This window comes from Pseudomonas sp. IT-P294 (assembly GCF_949767865.1).
Lineage (GTDB): Bacteria > Pseudomonadota > Gammaproteobacteria > Pseudomonadales > Pseudomonadaceae > Aquipseudomonas.
Genome location: NZ_CATKQW010000033.1, coordinates 1 through 16535, shown reverse-complemented (window position 1 = coordinate 16535; position 16535 = coordinate 1). Strand labels below are relative to the sequence as shown.

Annotated in this window: 9 protein-coding genes; 7 read left to right on the top strand and 2 right to left on the bottom strand. The window is 59.3% G+C overall.

The genetic code is table 11. The features are described from left to right. Positions 1–84 precede the first annotated feature (84 nt). Positions 85–2211: a DNA helicase RecQ gene (gene recQ / locus ACM6I0_RS19020; RefSeq protein WP_414923013.1), complete on the bottom strand. Its 2127-nt coding sequence runs from the start codon at positions 2209–2211 to the stop codon at positions 85–87. A 401-nt stretch (positions 2212–2612) separates the two neighbouring features. Here recQ and ACM6I0_RS19015 point away from each other — a divergent pair, with 401 nt between their 5' ends. The 7 genes from ACM6I0_RS19015 (at position 2613) to ACM6I0_RS18985 (ending at position 11570) form a co-directional block, all read left to right on the top strand. Then, positions 2613–3200: a YecA family protein gene (locus ACM6I0_RS19015; protein ID WP_222585182.1), complete on the top strand. Its 588-nt coding sequence runs from the start codon at positions 2613–2615 to the stop codon at positions 3198–3200. A gap of 10 nt (positions 3201–3210) precedes the next feature. Continuing rightward, positions 3211–3606 (top strand): YbaN family protein, encoded by a 396-nt coding sequence (locus ACM6I0_RS19010; protein ID WP_414923012.1) that lies wholly within the window; start codon positions 3211–3213, stop codon positions 3604–3606. Positions 3607–3726: 120 nt separating this feature from the next. Further along, a complete protein-coding gene (gene lapG / locus ACM6I0_RS19005) occupies positions 3727–4434 on the top strand; it encodes a cysteine protease LapG (protein WP_414923011.1) in 708 nt (235 codons plus the stop codon). 22 nt (positions 4435–4456) lie between these two features. Next, positions 4457–6397, top strand: coding sequence for a cyclic di-GMP receptor LapD (lapD, locus tag ACM6I0_RS19000; protein WP_285434576.1), 1941 nt, complete (start codon positions 4457–4459; stop codon positions 6395–6397). A gap of 139 nt (positions 6398–6536) precedes the next feature. Further along, complete coding sequence (locus ACM6I0_RS18995; RefSeq protein WP_414923010.1) at positions 6537–9770, top strand: hypothetical protein; 3234 nt, start codon at positions 6537–6539, stop codon at positions 9768–9770. A gap of 478 nt (positions 9771–10248) precedes the next feature. Next, the gene (locus ACM6I0_RS18990; protein ID WP_285434580.1) at positions 10249–10605 is read left to right on the top strand and encodes a DUF6124 family protein; all 357 of its coding nucleotides are present in this window, start codon (positions 10249–10251) and stop codon (positions 10603–10605) included. Between the two features lie 605 nt (positions 10606–11210). After that, positions 11211–11570 carry a DUF6124 family protein gene (locus ACM6I0_RS18985; RefSeq protein ID WP_414923009.1) on the top strand — a complete coding sequence of 120 codons (360 nt, stop codon included), beginning with the start codon at positions 11211–11213 and terminating at the stop codon, positions 11568–11570. Between the two features lie 207 nt (positions 11571–11777). On the opposite strand, the gene ACM6I0_RS18980 is transcribed toward ACM6I0_RS18985, so the two are convergent. After that, positions 11778–16535, bottom strand: a 4758-nt coding sequence (locus ACM6I0_RS18980) for a beta strand repeat-containing protein (RefSeq protein ID WP_414923008.1), incomplete at its 5' end; no start/stop codon positions are given.

Below are 16535 nucleotides of genomic sequence, written 5' to 3'. Positions count from 1 at the left end.
TAATTATTAGTCAGCTAAGCATGACCATTGGCTTGAGGCAAGGACTGGTCTGTAGTGAATCGTTACATCACCCTGACAGATCACTTAAACCTCAAACTCAGATTGCAGCGCCGCCCGCACGCAATACAAAACCCCTTCCGGCACTCTCCCCGCAAACAACGCGGCGATCTCCGAGACCGGTGGCAACTCGCCCTCGCCGTCGAGGAATGCGTCCTGGACTTCGCCCATCAATTCTTCCGGCAGGTCCAGCGCTTGTTCCAGCGATAGCTGCTGCTTGCCAATGGCCTCGGCGAGCATGGTGTAGACATTCTTTTCCGAGCATTGCAGCTGACCGGCAATTTGCAGCGGCGTCATGCCGGCCCGGGCCAGGGTAATCAGCTCGTGGCGTACGTCGGCCACCACTTTCGGCGCCTCGACCTGCCCGCCCAACACTTCGAGAAAGGCTTCGCCGTAACGCTCCAGCTTGCGTGCGCCGACGCCGCTGACCGTGGCCATTTCCGCCAGCGAGGTCGGCTGGCTGCGGAGCATTTCCAGCAAGGTCGAGTCGGGGAAAATGACGTAGGGCGGTACACCATGTTCTTCGGCGAGCTTGCGACGCAGGGCGCGCAAGGCTTCCCACTGTTCGCGCTCTTCGCCGCGCACCAGTTGGCTGGCTTGGCTCTTGCTGCTTTTGGCAGTGGTTTGCGGTTTGAGGTCGCGGCGCAATTCCAGGGTCACTTCGCCCTTGAGCAGCGGTCGGCAGGTGTCGCTCAGACGCAGGCCGCCGTAGCCTTCTAGGTCGATGTCGGCCAGGCCACGGGCCACCAGTTGGCGGAACAGGGAGCGCCATTCGCTCTCGCCCATCGCTTTGCCGACACCATAAACCGACAGATGCTGATGGCCGAAGCTGCGGACTTTTTCGTTGTCCTTGCCCAGCAATACATCCACCAGATGCCCGACGCCATAACGCTGGCCGGTGCGGTAGATCGCCGAGAGTGCCTGACGGGCCGGCTCGGTGGCATCCCAGGTCTGCACGCCATCGACGCAGTTATCGCAATGGCCGCACGGCTCGGGCATGTCTTCGTCGAAGTAGGCCAGCAGGGTCTGGCGACGGCAGCGGGTTTCTTCGCACAGCGAGAGCATGGCGTCGAGCTTGTGCTGCTCCAGACGCTTGTGGCGCTCGTCGCCTTCGGAGTTTTGCAGCATCTGCTTGAGCATCACCACGTCTTGCAGGCCGTAGGCCATCCAGGCATCCGCCGGGAGGCCATCACGGCCGCCGCGACCGGTTTCCTGATAGTACGCCTCAAGGGATTTCGGCAAGTCGAGGTGAGCGACAAAGCGCACGTTGGGTTTGTCGATGCCCATGCCGAACGCCACGGTAGCGACCATGATCAGGCCTTCCTCGTTGAGGAAGCGTTTCTGGTTATGGGCGCGGGTCTCGTTGGGCAAACCGGCGTGATACGGCAGCGCCGGGAAGCCTTGCTCGCTGAGAAACACTGCCACTTCGTCGACTTTCTTGCGCGACAGGCAATAGACGATGCCGGCATCGCTGCGACGCTCGGCGAGGAACGCCAGCAACTGCTTGCGCGGCTGCTCCTTGGGCACGATGCGGTAGAAAATGTTGGGGCGGTCAAAGCTCGACAGAAAGCGCTCGGCATTGTTCAGATGCAGCCGGTCGACGATTTCTTCACGGGTGCGTTTGTCTGCAGTGGCCGTCAGGGCAATACGCGGGACATTGGGGAACAACTCCGCCAACTGCCCCAGTTGCAGGTATTCGCGACGGAAATCGTGGCCCCATTGGGACACGCAGTGCGCTTCGTCGATGGCGAACAGGGAGATTTCAAGACTTTGCAGGAAGGCCAGCATCCGTGGCTGGACCAATCGTTCGGGCGCCAGATACAGCATCTTCACTTCGCCGCGCTTGATGCGCGCAGCGAGGTCGCGCTGCTGCTCGGCACTGAGCGTTGAGTTCAATGCGGCGGCGGCGACACCCAGTTCTTCGAGGGTGGCGACCTGATCGTCCATCAGTGCGATCAGCGGCGACACCACCACGGCCAGGCCATCACGCAGCAGCGCGGGCACTTGGAAACACAAGGATTTGCCGCCACCGGTAGGCATCAGCACCAACGCGTCGCCGCCACTGGCCACGCGCTCAATGATTGCACCCTGACGGCCACGGAAACTGTCGTAGCCGAAGATGTCCTTGAGGACGCGTTGAGCCTGCTCGAGCATAAAAACTCCAAAAATCACCGAAACATCCCTGCAAGGCTGGTTCAGAACCACGAAGGCTGCACCGACAAATCGTAAGTGCGCGTTGCATGACGCTTCACATTTCAGCCGCGACGCCAGCAGGGCATCACAAAACGCACGAGTATACCCGAGGCCTCCTCTTCAAAGGGTGCCGCTGAGAAGACACACAAGGTCAAAACCGTGCGAGACCCTGTGGGAGCGAGCTTGCTCGCGATGAGGGGGTGTCAGGCAACAAAGATGCTGAATGTATAACCGCCATCGCGAGCAAGCTCGCTCCCACAGGGATTGTGGTGTTCCGGGGCGCAAATATGCCGCGCGGCTGGCCTGTGTGCTCAAGAAGGCCTAGAATTCCCGCATCTGTTAATTCCCAAGGTAGCCCTTTAATGTCCTTCGCTGAGCAACTAACCCGTTTGCAAGTCTTCCTCGACGCCGACGAACTGCATGACGAGGCGCTGGACTACGTGGCCGCCCACGGCTACCTCACCGCGCTGTCGATCTGCTCCGAAGTGGTTCCGGATCGTGAATGGATCGACGCTCTTTTCGCCGAAGAGCCGCATTACGCCGACGACACCGAGCGTGAAGCCATCGAATCCACCCTGCTCGCGCTAAAGGCACACATCGCTCGCCAGCTGGCCTCAGATGAAGAATTCGAGTTGCCGTGCGAGCTGGACCTGGGCGAAGAGCCGGACGATTCCGACCTGCGCGGCTGGTGCATCGGTTTCATGGAAGGCGTCTTCCTGCGCGAAGCGGCCTGGTTCGAAACCGCCGAAGACGAAGTCAGCGAAATGCTGCTGCCGATCATGGTCGGTTCGGGTCTGTTCGACGAACAGCCTGAGTTCGAAGACATCGCCAAAGACCCCAACCTGATGGACGACATGATCGTACAGATCCCGGAAGCCCTGACCGCGCTGTACCTGCTGTGCCAGGCGCCAGACGAAAAACCGGCGATCCTCAAGCCACGTCACCACTAAGGTTTTGCCTATGGACAACCCCATAGGCAACCGCTCCCTGATGTTGCGTTACGTGCTGCTGGCCATCGGCTGGCTGAGCGTAGCGCTGGGGGTGATCGGGATTTTCCTGCCGGTGTTGCCCACCACCCCGTTCCTGCTGCTGGCGGCCGCCTGCTTCGCCCGCAGTTCGCCACGTTTTTATCAGTGGCTGGTCGAGCATCCGCAGCTGGGCCCGTGGATTCGCGACTACCTCGACGGCAACGGTATCCCGCTCAAGGGTAAGGTCTACGCCATCGGGCTGATGTGGGCGAGCATCCTGTTTTCCTGCTATCTGGTGCCACTGCCGTGGGCCCGTGGATTCATGCTGACCAGCGCAGTGCTGGTGACGATCTACCTCCTCAAACAGAAAACCCTGCGCAAATCCTGAAAAATGATCGCTCCCACGCAGAGCGTGGAAACGATCAGCGCGCGAACCGACCCGACGATCAACCCTCCCTTTTAAAGAACTGCGCCTAGACTTCAGTCATCTGCACCCGAGCAGCCAGACATGTCCCGTCGCCGGCGTAGTCCAGGATGGCCAGCGCTCCGACTTCGGCTCGGCGGATGGCTGCTGCTGGCGAGTTTTCTGCTGGCGGGACTGGGTAGCGTCGGGGCCAACTGGGAGTTTTCACAGATTTTGCAGATCGCCGAACAGCGCTACGGTCCGCTCGGCGCTGCCCAAGGAAGAATCGAGGCCTGGAGTCAAATGCTCAAAAGCGAAACCAACCAGCCCGAGCGCGAGCAACTGGACGCGGTCAATCGTTTTTTCAATCAACAACTGAGTTTCCAGGACGACACCCGCATCTGGCGTCAGACCGATTACTGGGCAACGCCAGAAGAATCACTGATCAAGGGTGCAGGTGACTGCGAAGACTACGCCCTGGCAAAGTATTTCAGCCTGCGCCAACTCGGGATTCCCAGCGAAAAGCTGCGCATCACCTACGTCAAAGCCCTGACCCAGAACCAGGCGCACATGGTGCTGACCTTCTACAGCAACCCCGCGGCCGAACCGCTGGTACTGGACAACCTGATCGGCGACATCCGCCCCGCTTCCCAACGCAAAGACCTGTTGCCGGTGTACGCCTTCAATGCAGAAGGCCTGTATTTACCGGGGGCCAATGGCGGCAAGCGCAGCAGCGACTCGAAAAAGCTGTCGCGCTGGCAAGACGTGTTGAAAAAGATGCAGGCTGAAGGGTTCGCCGTGGGCGAAGGCTAGCGGCCATCGCAAGGAGCGTTGTATGTCACTGCGCAAACAGTTGTTCATCGCCATTTGCCTGTTCTTGCTGGTGGCGTTCAGCGGCAGTTTTTTTGTCAGCCTGGAAAGCTCGCGCGAACAAATGCTCGGCCAGTTGCGCTCCCACGCCCAGGACGCTGCCACCGCACTGGGCTTGTCGCTGACGGAGCAGATCGATGATCCGGCAATGATCGAATTGATGGTCAGTTCGATCTTCGACAGTGGCTATTTTCGCAGCATTCGTGTGGTCAACATCGTCGATGGAGAGGTGCTGGTCGAGCGCAACGCAGCCACGCATATCGACGGCGTGCCCGGCTGGTTCGTGAGCCTGGTCAATCTGCGCCCGGAAGGTGGCGATGCGCTGGTCACGCGAGGCTGGGAACAGGTGGCGCGCGTCGAAGTGTTGAGCAATCCACAGTTTGCCTTGGCCAAACTCTGGGACAGCACGCTCGGCAGCCTGATCTGGTTGCTGATCTGCGGACTGCTCAGCGCCGTGTTCGGTGGTTGGCTGCTACGCCGGCAATTGCGCCCGCTCGACAAAATGGTCAAACAAGCCCAAGCCATCAGCAAGCGCGAGTTCCTGAGCCTGCCAAAACTGCCACGCACACCCGAATTGAAACGCGTGGTGCTGGCGATGAACCAGATGGTCGAAAAGCTCAAGGCGCTGTTCGCCGAAGAGGCCGCCCGCAGTGAAAAGCTGCGCGCCGAGTCCTATCAGGACGGCCTCACGGGACTGGCCAACCGGCGCTTGCTGGATGAGCAACTGGACGATCATTTACTGGTCGGCGAACAAAGCAGCGACGGCCATCTTCTGATGTTGCGGATCAACGATCTGATTGGTCTCAACCAACGCCTGGGCGGTCAGCGCACGGATGCGCTGATCAGGACCGTCGGCGAACTGCTCAAGCGTCTGACTCAGGTTCCGGCACGGCGCACCTGGCTGGCAGCGCGCAATCGGGGTGGCGAGTTCAGCTTGCTGACTCCCGGCCTGGACAGCACGGACGCCGCGCGCCTGGCCTCGGAAATCAGCGCCACCCTGGAAAACCTGCGCCTGACGGGCGCCAGCGACTGCATGCCCGTGGCGCACCTGGGCGTGGTCGCCTATCACCCCGGCGAACGGGCCAGCGACGTGTTCCTGCGCCTAGACCAGGCGCTGACTCAGGCCCAGCAGCATCCCGAACGCCCATGGATACACCTGGCTCACGCCGATACCGTGCCAAATCACGCTCAACACGACTGGCGCACCTGGATCGACGACGCCCTGACCGAAGGCAAGATGCAGTTGTATTTCCAACCCGTTGTGCAATGCGCCGACACCAGCCAGGTGCTGCACCACAAAGTCCTTGCACGTTTGCTTGACCCACAGGGCGAGGCAATTCCCGCCGGGCATTTCCTGCCGTGGATCGAGCGTCTTGGCTGGTCGGCGCGCTTCGATCTGGCAATGCTCGAAGCCACCCTCGAATACCTCGTCGTCAATCGTTGGCCGCTGGCATTAAGCCTGTCGGGCAACACCCTGCGTGATCAAACGCAGCTCAAACACATTATCGACATGCTCGAATCACTGCCTGAACTGGCGCCCCTGCTGATCCTGGAAATCGACGAACGCCAACTGCCGCCGCCGGAAGAATTACAGCGCCTGAGCCATAGTTTGCTCAACACCGGGTATCGCATCGGATTGCAGCATTTCGGTGGCAGCTTCAGCCAGATCGGCAATCTGACGCAATTGGGCCTGGCGTACTTGAAAATCGATGGGGCGTACATCCGTCACATTGACGAGCAGCCTGACAAGCGGCTGTTCATCGACGCGATCTACCGGGCAACCAACAGCATCGATTTGCCGTTGATTGCGGAAATGGTCGAGACCAAAGGGGAACTGGAGGTGATTCGGGAGCTGGGATTGTTCGGGGTGATGGGGCGGTTGATCGGGCCACCGGAGCCGATGTGAGGGGCATGACCGCTTGTCTTAAAGCAGCGAGGACCTGTCAGATCTGACAGTAGGCAAACATGAGCGGCAACGCTCTAATCCTTCCATATCGGTGCCGCCCAATCGGGAAGCCGGGCGCCTCTCTGGAAGGTACGCATTCATGAACAGCCCCATGACAAACGCTGATTCCGCCGCCAATGGACAAGTCGTCGTCTTCCCGCCCGAACGCGGCATCGGCGTGCTGGCGGTCGCTCCGCCCTACCCGCCTGGCTACAAACCGCAGAGCGACGGTGCGTTGGGAATCAACATCAACATGGTGCACGGTGATCGTGACGGATTGCTGGTCTTCATTCTGGCCTACTTGAACATGGCCATCGGTGACTACATCAAGGTGTACATCGAAACAAAAAACGCTCCCGTCGCTGAGTTCTCGGTGACCGAAGCTCACTTCGATGCCGAAGGCAACGCGAAAAACATTCCTTTCTATATTTCCGCCAAAAACATGGAAGCCAGGTTTGCGCCGTTGCTGCCCAAGAACCAGCTCTTCTGGTTCGAAGTTGAGCGCGTGAGCGGGAACGGCACCGAGGGATCGCCACCCGTACCGTTGCTTTACAAGTACCCGGCGCCGGGCGAAGCGGACACGGACGGGGGCAAGCCGTTCAACCAGGGCCTGAAATTGCCCGTCTCCTCGGAAAGCATCATCGATCAGACCGTGATCGACGAAGGCATGTTCGTGACTGTGCTGGCGTACTTTAACCAATCCATCGGTGATGTGGTGGTGCTTGCCTTTGGACCTCTGCTCCTGGAAAGCACCGTCACCACGTTGGGTGACCTTAATTTTGAACTGACACCGCAAATGCTCGCCAGCCTGGCGCCCACCAACAGTCTGGTGGTGCGCTGGGAAGTGTTTGATGTAGTGGAAAACACCAGCGGCTGGTCGGATGCGCTCATTCTCACGGCCAAACCTGGCACGGTGTTGCTGACCGCGCCGATTTTTGAACAGGCTGATCTGGACAATGTGGTGAATCACGATGGGCTTATGGACGGCCCCCTGAATGTCCTGATCACCGGGGTATTTGCAGCGAAAGATCTGATCGAGCTAGTGCTGGAAGGGCTCACCAAAGGCGGCGACCCGGTTATCCAGACTTTCAGTCGCACCCTCACTGCCGCCAGCAGGAGCATGAACTTTGCGGTTGAGAATGAATGGGTGCGCAACCTGATTGGAGGTTCGGCGCGGGCGTCCTACCAACTGATCAGAGCCGGCAAGACCCAGTTCTCGAAACCCGCCGACGCCACGTTCAGCGGCTCGTCCCTGCCCTTGGGCTTGCCGATTGTCGATCCGCTGGTGAACAACAAGCTACCGGTCGACACCGCCACGGCCACGGTGCAGGTCGCCAAATACTGGCCATTGAAAATAGGCGCGATTGTCAAACTCAACTGGCAAACCACGGATCAGGACGGGATTAAAACCCTGTTCATTTTTCAATTGATCGTCACCGACCCGACACAGCAGGTCATCTTTCATGTACCCGCCAAATACATCGCCCCCTACGCCAACACCCCGTTGACCGTGCAATGCACGGTGACTAACCCGGGTGAGGTGGAAGTGTTTTCCAATTTGCTGCAATTGATGTTTGGCGAGGAAGTGATCGGAACGCCCCTGCCGCCTCGCGTGGATGAGGCCGAGGTCGACGGCAAGAATCTTGTTCCGTTCAAGGCCCGAAATACACTGACCATTGTGGTGCCGACCAACCCCGCTTTCAAACCGGATGCCCGGCTGACCGTGTCCTGGATCGCAGCAGCCGGAACGCCCTCCGGTGGTTCCCATACCTCGCCGGCCACCTTGGTCAGTGCCGGTCTATCTATTCGCATTCCGAACTCGGTAGTGGCGTTCTGCTTGGGCACCGTCGTGAGAGTGTTCTACACCATTATTCAAGGCGGCAAAACGTACGTCTCAGGCGATTTGAATCTGTCGGTGCTACTCATCCCTCAGGAAAGCAGCGACCTGCCAACACCAGCAGTCGCCGGCGTAACGACTAAGGAACTGGATGTTTCCAAACTGGTGGGCAATGAAAAATTCAGCGTGGCGCAGTGGTTCTTGCAAGCGTATGGACAGGGTGTCTGGCTGCGCTACGACGGCTTCCTGCCAAACGGCAACGCCACCGAATACGTGCTATGGACCGGCCAAGCGCATAAATATCCTCCTTCAGAGTTAATCACGCAGGCACCCATCCCGTGGTTGAAGACCCTGGCGGATCAAAGCGTCATGACGGTTAGATTTGGGGTGAACTTCAACGGCGTGGCCAACAAGGCGAAGATGGTCAATTTTCCGCGCCGGACGTACATCGTCAAGGCACTGGTGGCCACCAAACCAAGCATCCCCGAAATAAGGGATTCCAAAGGTTTGGTCCTCCATAACGGAACGACTTACGACACCAAGGTCACGGTGACCGTCACTGCCGATCCGAACCAGAGTATCCAGCTCTACGATGGAGCCAAGGCCATTGGGGCGCCTATTCCACTTGATAGCAAAGGGAATGGGACTACGACGTTATCGGCTCTGGAGCAGAAGGTTTTTTCCCTCACTGCCAGAGCCGTTTATGGAAATCAGCTGGAATCCTCCGTGCGCATCTTTACACGCAAAGCCCACTTGGCAGTGACCTTGACGTCGGTCAAGCATTCGCGAGGAGAGCTGGGCGAGGGAGGCAGTACCGCGAGTGTCTCTGTCACACTGGAAGGACAGGTGACGCCTTTGTATCGCGTACAGATCTATCACAACAACAGTGCCAAAAATATCGTGCAGAGCAACGCAAGCGGCTTCTGGACTACCCCCCTGCCCATCGGCGCTGGCCTCAACACGGTATACGCCAAAGCAGTAGCGACCGGGTTGAATTCCAACTCACGGAGTTTCACCAGAGTAGTGCCAATCACGTCTGAAAATTTCGATCAATACTCAACGAGACACGTATCGCCAGGTCTCAACATCCCACTGAACAGCATGACTATTTACTATTTAGGGGGCACCGGCTTTATCGGGATAGCTCCACTGGCTGACTTGTTCACTGGTCCCTATCCTCAGATACCGGGTAGAAGTTATGGGCAGACTCTGGAGATGCATTGGAAAGGCCTTGGCACGTCACAACATATGCGTATTCGATTCAATTGGGGCTATTCCAGCGTCAGTTTTTTTGTCCGGTTCGCACAAACCCCTAATCTATGGATCAGATTTTTAGACATAAACAACAGCATAATCCATCAATATACGCTCCCACCTAATTTCGATGCGCAATCTGTTAGTTACTCGCATCCCAGTATTGATATTTGGGGTATAGAAGTCCAAACGTCGCAGATGGATTTAATTTCTTTTGATTGTTTCCAGATGACTTACAGATAATTTAAAGGCTGAAATACTACTCCTATAAAACGGCCTTTCTAGGCCGTTTTTTGGGCAACGCTCAACGGACCAAAAAGGACGTATCTATTTTCCGTCCGATCCTGATGGCGAAGTCTGATTAAACAGCGATGTTTAACAGACATCCCCAAACACACTCTCACCCTACACATCCTTGCGTCGTTGCCTACGACTGCGCCAGAATCCGCCGGCTTGTGCGCCTTGTGCCGGGTCTCTATTGTTTCCCGGTCGCTGACTAATCAGCGATCGGGTTTAGCGACCCGAACCTATGTAGGCGCAACAGCACTCCAATCTCTCTTGCGGATTATTCATATCTGCAATTGATGTCATGGCGGCTGTGCGCGGGAGACCTTCGGGTCTGCCGGGCGCCTACACCCGGTTCGCTAACCTGCGTGCAGCCGCCACCTTTACTTGTTTAGCGACAGGTCTTGGTGGCTCCATTTCTTGTAGGAGTTTCACCATGCCCAAGATCACCCCCAACCCACCTGAAACCGACGACGTTTCCCCCTACGAATCCACCGATCCCAAAAAGCTCAACGAAGCCGCCGACCGCGCCCTCGATTACTACCTCAAACCGGTCATCTCCCAAGACCTGCCCCGCAAACCCAGCACTATCTACTTCATCGCCCCCGACGCAAACGACGAAACACTGCTGGTCAATGCGTGTGAATCCCTGGCGTCCGCGAGTGTGATGCTGAGCGATTTCGCCGGGTTGATGGAGGGCACGCATCGCAACACCTTGCTGGGGATTCAGCAGGTGGTGATGCTGGGTGAACTGGCGGTGAATCGGGTGCTGGATAATTTTGATCCGCAGTAATTGCGGCCATTGAAGAGTTGATTGATCGTTCCCACGCTCTGCGTGGGAATGCAGCAAGGGACGCTCTGCGTCCCAAAAGCGGACGCGGAGCGTCCGGGGAGGCATTCCCACGCAGAGCGTGGGAGCGATCGAACGGACAACAAAAAACCCGCCATTCCCTGAACAGGAATGGCGGGTTTTGTCGTTTCAGGTCAGACGGTATCTACCTTCAGAATTCAGCTAAGGGGACGTATCCATTTATCACTGGAGTGAGAATTAAACGGTGATGTTTAAAAGACATCTCCAGATACTCTCTCAGGCTACACATCCTTGCGCCGTTACCTACGACTGCGCCAGAATCCGCCGGCTTGTGCGCTTTGTGCCTGGTCTCTATCGTTTCCCTGCCACTGCCTATCAGTGGTCGGGTTTAGTCGCCCTGCGGTAATTGAAGCTGCACGAGTGTCCGTCAGGCAGGTGGTTTTTACCTGCTCTTGATGGTGGCTGTGCGCAGGGCATCTTCGGGTGCGCCGGCTTCTTCAATTCCCCGGTCGACTAACCTGCGCACAGCCGCCACCCCTTCGTTTAGTCGCGAGGTGGTGTCAGCATTACTGACGGAATTGAAGACCATGCCCAAGATCACCCCCAACCCACCCGAAACCGACGACGTTTCCCCCTACGAATCCACCGATCCCAAAAAGCTCAACGAAGCCGCCGACCGCGCCCTCGATTACTACCTCAAACCGGTCATCTCACAAGACCTGCCCCGCAAACCCAGCACTATTTACTTCATCGCCCCCCACGCAAACGACGAAACACTGCTGGTCAATGCGTGTGAATCCCTGGCGTCCGCGAGTGTGATGCTGAGCGATTTTGCCGGGTTGATGGAGGGCACGCATCGCAACACCTTGCTGGGGATTCAGCAGGTGGTGATGCTGGGTGAACTGGCGGTGAATCGGGTGCTGGATAACTTTGATCCGCAGGGTTAGCCCCTCAGGCTGACCGTTTCTTTCCTAAGCTGATTGATCGTTCCCACGCTCTGCGTGGGAATGCAGCAAGGGACGCTCTGCGTCCCAAAAGCGGACGCGGAGCGTCCGGGGAGGCATTCCCACGCAGAGCGTGGGAACGATCGAAGACAACAAAAAACCCGCCATTCCTAACCCAGGAATGGCGGGTTTTGTCGTTCAGACTTCAGGTCACACGGTATCCACCTTCAGCGAATGGTCGTTCAACATGCCATTGATGATGGTCGCGGTGTCATGTCCTCCTGCAATCACGCCGCCCGCCCCCGGCGTGACGCCGTAGTGGCTGGCCAGGTTCACGCCGGCCAGGTCGATGGTCTGGTTCGGGGCCGCGCCGGCCATGGCGCTGACGTCGATGCTGGTGACGACAGAAGCGCCGCTGCCGACAACTTTGAAGTGCAGATAGTCATCCAGCGACGCCGCCGTGCCGTTTTCGCCTTGCAGCAGTTGCGACAAGTCGAGTTTGTCGGTGCCCGGGGTGAAGTCGGTGACGACGTCGTGGCCACTGTTGCCTTTGAGCCATTGGAAGGTGTCGGCCCCTGGCCCGCCGGTGAGGGTGTTGTTGCCGAGACCGCCAATCAGGATGTCGTCGCCGCCACCACCATTGAGGATGTCGTCACCCAAACCGCCGTTGATGACGTTGTTATGGCTATCGCCCGTGAGGGAGTCGTTGAAGTTTGAGCCGACGAGGTTTTCGATCCCGGTCAGGGTATCGGTGCCAGCGCCTCCGGTGTTTTGCGCGGTCGTCAGACTCAGGTCGACCGTGACGCCCGCCGTAGCATGTGCGTAGCTCACGGTGTCGATGCCGGGGCCGCCGTCGAGCAGGTCGTTACCCGGGCCGCTGAACAGCAAGTCATTGCCGGCGCCGCCGTGCAGCTCGTTGTTGCCGGAACCGGCGGTCAGCACATCGTTGCCGTCGCCGGCATTGATCACGTTGTTGCCGGTGCCTGCCACCAACACGTCGTCGCCCGCAGTGCCAGTGAGGGTGTGGCCGTCCTGATAGCTGATGGTCACGCCGGCACTGTCGCTGCCGCCGTGGTTGTCGTTGGCGGTGTAGGTGCCGTGGGCATCCGGGGTGATGTCATGGGCGCCGGCGTAGTTGACGGTCATGGTCAGCTGGTAGTTTTCCGACCCCGACCCGCTGTTGCCCGGGCCATTGGGGATGTTGGTGATGTGGATCTGGTAGGTGCCGTCCGCCGCAGCCGTGATGGTCTGGCCGTCGGCGATGGGGGTCCATGCGCCGCCGTTGAGCGAGTACTCCATCGTGACGTGCCCGGCCGCCAGGTTGTGGTCCAGGTTGAGCGTTTCGCCCTGTTTGAGACTGACGGTGATGCGGTCCTCATCGTTGGTGCTGTTGTTGCTGACCGAACCGAGTGCCCCGCTGACCACCAAGACCGCGGTCATAGCGGCGGTGTTGGCGACGAAGGCGCTGCGGGCGATGGTCACCGCCTGGGCGTTGCTGCCGGTGAAGTTGAAGCTCTGATTGGTGCCGATGAAGTCTGCGCCCTTGGCCACCCAACCGGTGTTGAAAGTGGTCGGCGATGCGGTCATGGGATCCTTGTCCGCATCGGTGTCGTTGGCCAGCAGCAATTCGCCTGGCACCACGATATTGCCCGACAGCACGTTGGTGATGATGTGGTCATCGACCGCCACCGGCGCCGTATTCGGAATGACTTTGACCGTCAGCGTCGAGCTGGCCAGGTCGCCATCGTTGTCGCTGAGCGTGAAGCCGATGTTTTCGGTGATCACCACCGATGTGGTTTTTTGCGAGGTGTAGTTGTACTCGCCGGTGTCGAGGTTCACCACCAGGGTGCCGCCATTGTTGGTGGCGATGCTGAGGGTGTTGTTCACGGTGTTGAACGTGCCGTGGTTGGCGCCGCCGCTGAAGTTCAGCGCGCCCTGGTTGCTGTTGCCTTTAGGGTCGTAGGTGTATGTCGTGCCGTCGACCACAAGGGTTTTGATGAAGCCGCCATCGGCACCGAATGTTCCGCCCTCCAGCAAGGTGCCCGTCACAGGCGCGCCCATCACCGTGCCCGAGAGCACCGAGTTGAGTTGGTTGAGGTCAGTCACCACCACCGCGTTGGTGTTGGTGTGGGAGCTGCCGTCATAGGCCAGCGGATCGAGGTAGGTGTTGCTCACGCCACTGCCCAGGCCGATCGCATAGTTCTTGATGCCGTTGGCGTCGAGGAAGGCTTTGAGCGCGGCCTCATCCGCGCTGCCGATGTCGCCTTCGTTGGGTTTGCCGTCGGAGAAGAAGTAGCCGACGTTCTGCGCGCCGGTCAGTTTGCCCGCGGTGTCGAACGCGGTTTGCATCGTCGCGACCGCTGCATCGTAGTTGGTGCCACCGCCGGCAGTCAGGCCGGAAATAATCGACTTGGCCGTCGCCACATCGACCCAGATCGAAGTTTTGTCGGTGGCATTGCTGCTGAACGTGACGATCTGCACTTTCACATCGCCCAGGTCGTCATATTTGTCGAGCAAGGCACTGATCGCCTGCTTGGCCAGTTCGAGGCGCGAAAACCCCGGCACACCCGAGGGGTCGACCATGCTGCCGGAGACGTCGATCACCAGCAGCAGGTTGGAATCGATCTCCACCGCCGCGACCGAACGTTCGGCGCCAACCGCCTTGGGCACGTCATCGACGATGTTGACCACGATGGTGCTGGTGGTGCTGTTGCCCAGCGCATCGGTGGCCTTGTAGGTGAAGCTTTCGGTCAGCGTATTGGCGCCGTCGTTGGCATGCGGCGTGGTGGTCGCCGGCGAGGTCAGAGTGTAGGTGTAGGTGCCATTGGGGTTGAGCAGGATTTGTCCGTACGTCCCGGTGGCGCTGCTGACCAGGGTGTACGTGATAGCCCCAGTCGCACCGGTGACGGAGCCGACCAACGTGCCCGTGGCGGTTTCGCCGGTATGGCCGGGATCGCTGCCAGTGACGGTGCCGGCAGCCAGATCCTGCCCGTCCTTGCTCAGGTCCAAGGCTTTTTCGTAGACGGTCACGTCATTGTCGCTGACCGCTTTGATGCAGCTGTTGTAGACGTCGATAGTGATGGTGGTGGTGCTTTCATCGCCATCGGCATCGCGCACGGTGTAGGTGAAGGTGTCGGTGGCACCTGCCCCGCTCACGGCGTCCGGATTGCTGTGATAGACCGCGTTGCCGTGGGCATCCAGGGTCAAGTAGCCGTAGGTGCCGTTGATGTTCGAACCGAGGCCGCCGATGGCCGAGGTCGACGTGTCGCCGCCTGCGCGCACGCCGACCACCGCACCACTGACTGCAGGGCCGTCGGCACCGCCGATGTCGTTGTCCAGCACATTGCCGCTGACCGTACCGCCTTCGACCACGCTTGCCGTATCCGCTTTGGCGGTTGGCAAATCATCGATGATGTTGACGTTGATCTGCCCCGACGCAGTGCTGCCGTCGGTGTCCGTGGCGACCACGTTGATGTTCTCGGTGAGGCTGTTGGCACCGTTGCCGGTTGGATGGGTTTCGTTATCCACCAGGGTGTAGCTGTAGCTGAGCACGCCGGTGGCCGGATTGAAGCCGGTGATGGTCAGCGTACTGCCGAGCGGCGTGACAATTGATTGCGGGAAGCCTGCCGCGACGCCACCGACCACCACATGAATGCCGCCGACATCGAGGGTTTGCAGACCATCGAGGGCCGTTACGGTGAAGGTGCCGCTCTGGGTCAGGGCCGGCGCATTGGGGCTGGTGCCATCGCTGAGGTTTTTCTCGTAGACGGTCAGTTCACCGCCGCTGACGTTCAGGCCGTTGAGGGTGACCGGGTCGTCGTTGTTGTGGACGTTCAGCACCAGGTTGGCGGTGCTGGTATCGCCGTCGGCATCGGTGAGGGTGTAGGTAAAGGTTTCCGTGCCATTGCCGCCGCCGTGCAGATTTTTGAAGTCTGCATCGTTGGTGTTCAGCGTGTAGGTGTAGGTGCCGTTGGCATTGAGCACCAGGGTGCCATAGGTGCCGGTGAATGTGCCCGGGGTGATAGGCCCGGCGTTCGGCCCGGTGGCGACGTGGTCCGCGCCTTGAACATCGTTGGTCAGCACGTTGCCATTGAGGGTCAGAACGTTTTCCGATGCGGTGCCGGCGTTGCTGTCGTGGAAGGCTTTGGGCACGTCATCGACGATCTTGACCACGATGGTGCTGGTGGTGGTGTTGCCCAGCGAATCGGTGGCCTGGTAGGTGAAGCTTTCGGTCAGCGTATTGGCGCCGTCGTTGACATGCGGCGTGGTGGTCGCCGGCGAAGTCAGGGTGTAGGTGTAGGTGCCGTTGGGGTTGAGCAGGATTTGTCCGTACGTCCCGGTGGCACTGCCAACCAGGGTGTAAGTGATCGCGCCAGTGGCGCCGGTGACGGAGCCGACCAGGGTGCCCGTGGCGGTTTCGCCGGTGCTGGTGGGGTCGCTGCCGGTGACCGTCCCGGCGGCCAGGTCCTGGCCATCCTTGCTCAGGTCCAGGGCTTTTTCGTAAACGGTCACGTCGCTGTCGCTGACCGCCTTGATGCAGCTGTTCGACACGTCGATGGTGATGGTGGTGGTGCTTTCATCGCCGTCGGCATCGCGCACGGTATAGGTGAATACATCGGTCGCGCCCGGGCCGTTCACCGCGTTGGGATTGCTGTGGTACGTCGCGTTGCCGTGGGCATCCAGGGTCAGGTAGCCGTAAGTGCCATTGATGTTCGAACCGAGGCCGCCGATGGCGGAGGTCGAGGTGTCCGAGCCAGCTCGTACGCCGACCACCGCACCACTGAGGGCCGGACCGTCAGCGCCGCCGATGTCGTTGTCCAGCACGTTGCCCGAGACCGTTGCGCCCTCGGCCACCGAGGTGTGGTCCGGGTTGGCGGTAGGCAAGTCGTCGACGATGTTGACGTTGATCTGCCCCGACGCGGTGCTGCCGTCGGTATCCGTCGCCACCACGTTGAAGTTTTCGGTAAT

What these genes read in the sequence shown, in the direction of transcription:
- recQ (WP_414923013.1), bottom strand. Translation starts at nt 2,211, where the DNA reads ATGCTCGAGCAGGCTCAACGCGTCCTCAAGGACATCTTCGGCTACGAC.
- ACM6I0_RS19015 (WP_222585182.1), top strand. Translation starts at nt 2,613, where the DNA reads ATGTCCTTCGCTGAGCAACTAACCCGTTTGCAAGTCTTCCTCGACGCC.
- ACM6I0_RS19010 (WP_414923012.1), top strand. Translation starts at nt 3,211, where the DNA reads ATGGACAACCCCATAGGCAACCGCTCCCTGATGTTGCGTTACGTGCTG.
- lapG (WP_414923011.1), top strand. Translation starts at nt 3,727, where the DNA reads ATGTCCCGTCGCCGGCGTAGTCCAGGATGGCCAGCGCTCCGACTTCGG.
- lapD (WP_285434576.1), top strand. Translation starts at nt 4,457, where the DNA reads ATGTCACTGCGCAAACAGTTGTTCATCGCCATTTGCCTGTTCTTGCTG.
- ACM6I0_RS18995 (WP_414923010.1), top strand. Translation starts at nt 6,537, where the DNA reads ATGAACAGCCCCATGACAAACGCTGATTCCGCCGCCAATGGACAAGTC.
- ACM6I0_RS18990 (WP_285434580.1), top strand. Translation starts at nt 10,249, where the DNA reads ATGCCCAAGATCACCCCCAACCCACCTGAAACCGACGACGTTTCCCCC.
- ACM6I0_RS18985 (WP_414923009.1), top strand. Translation starts at nt 11,211, where the DNA reads ATGCCCAAGATCACCCCCAACCCACCCGAAACCGACGACGTTTCCCCC.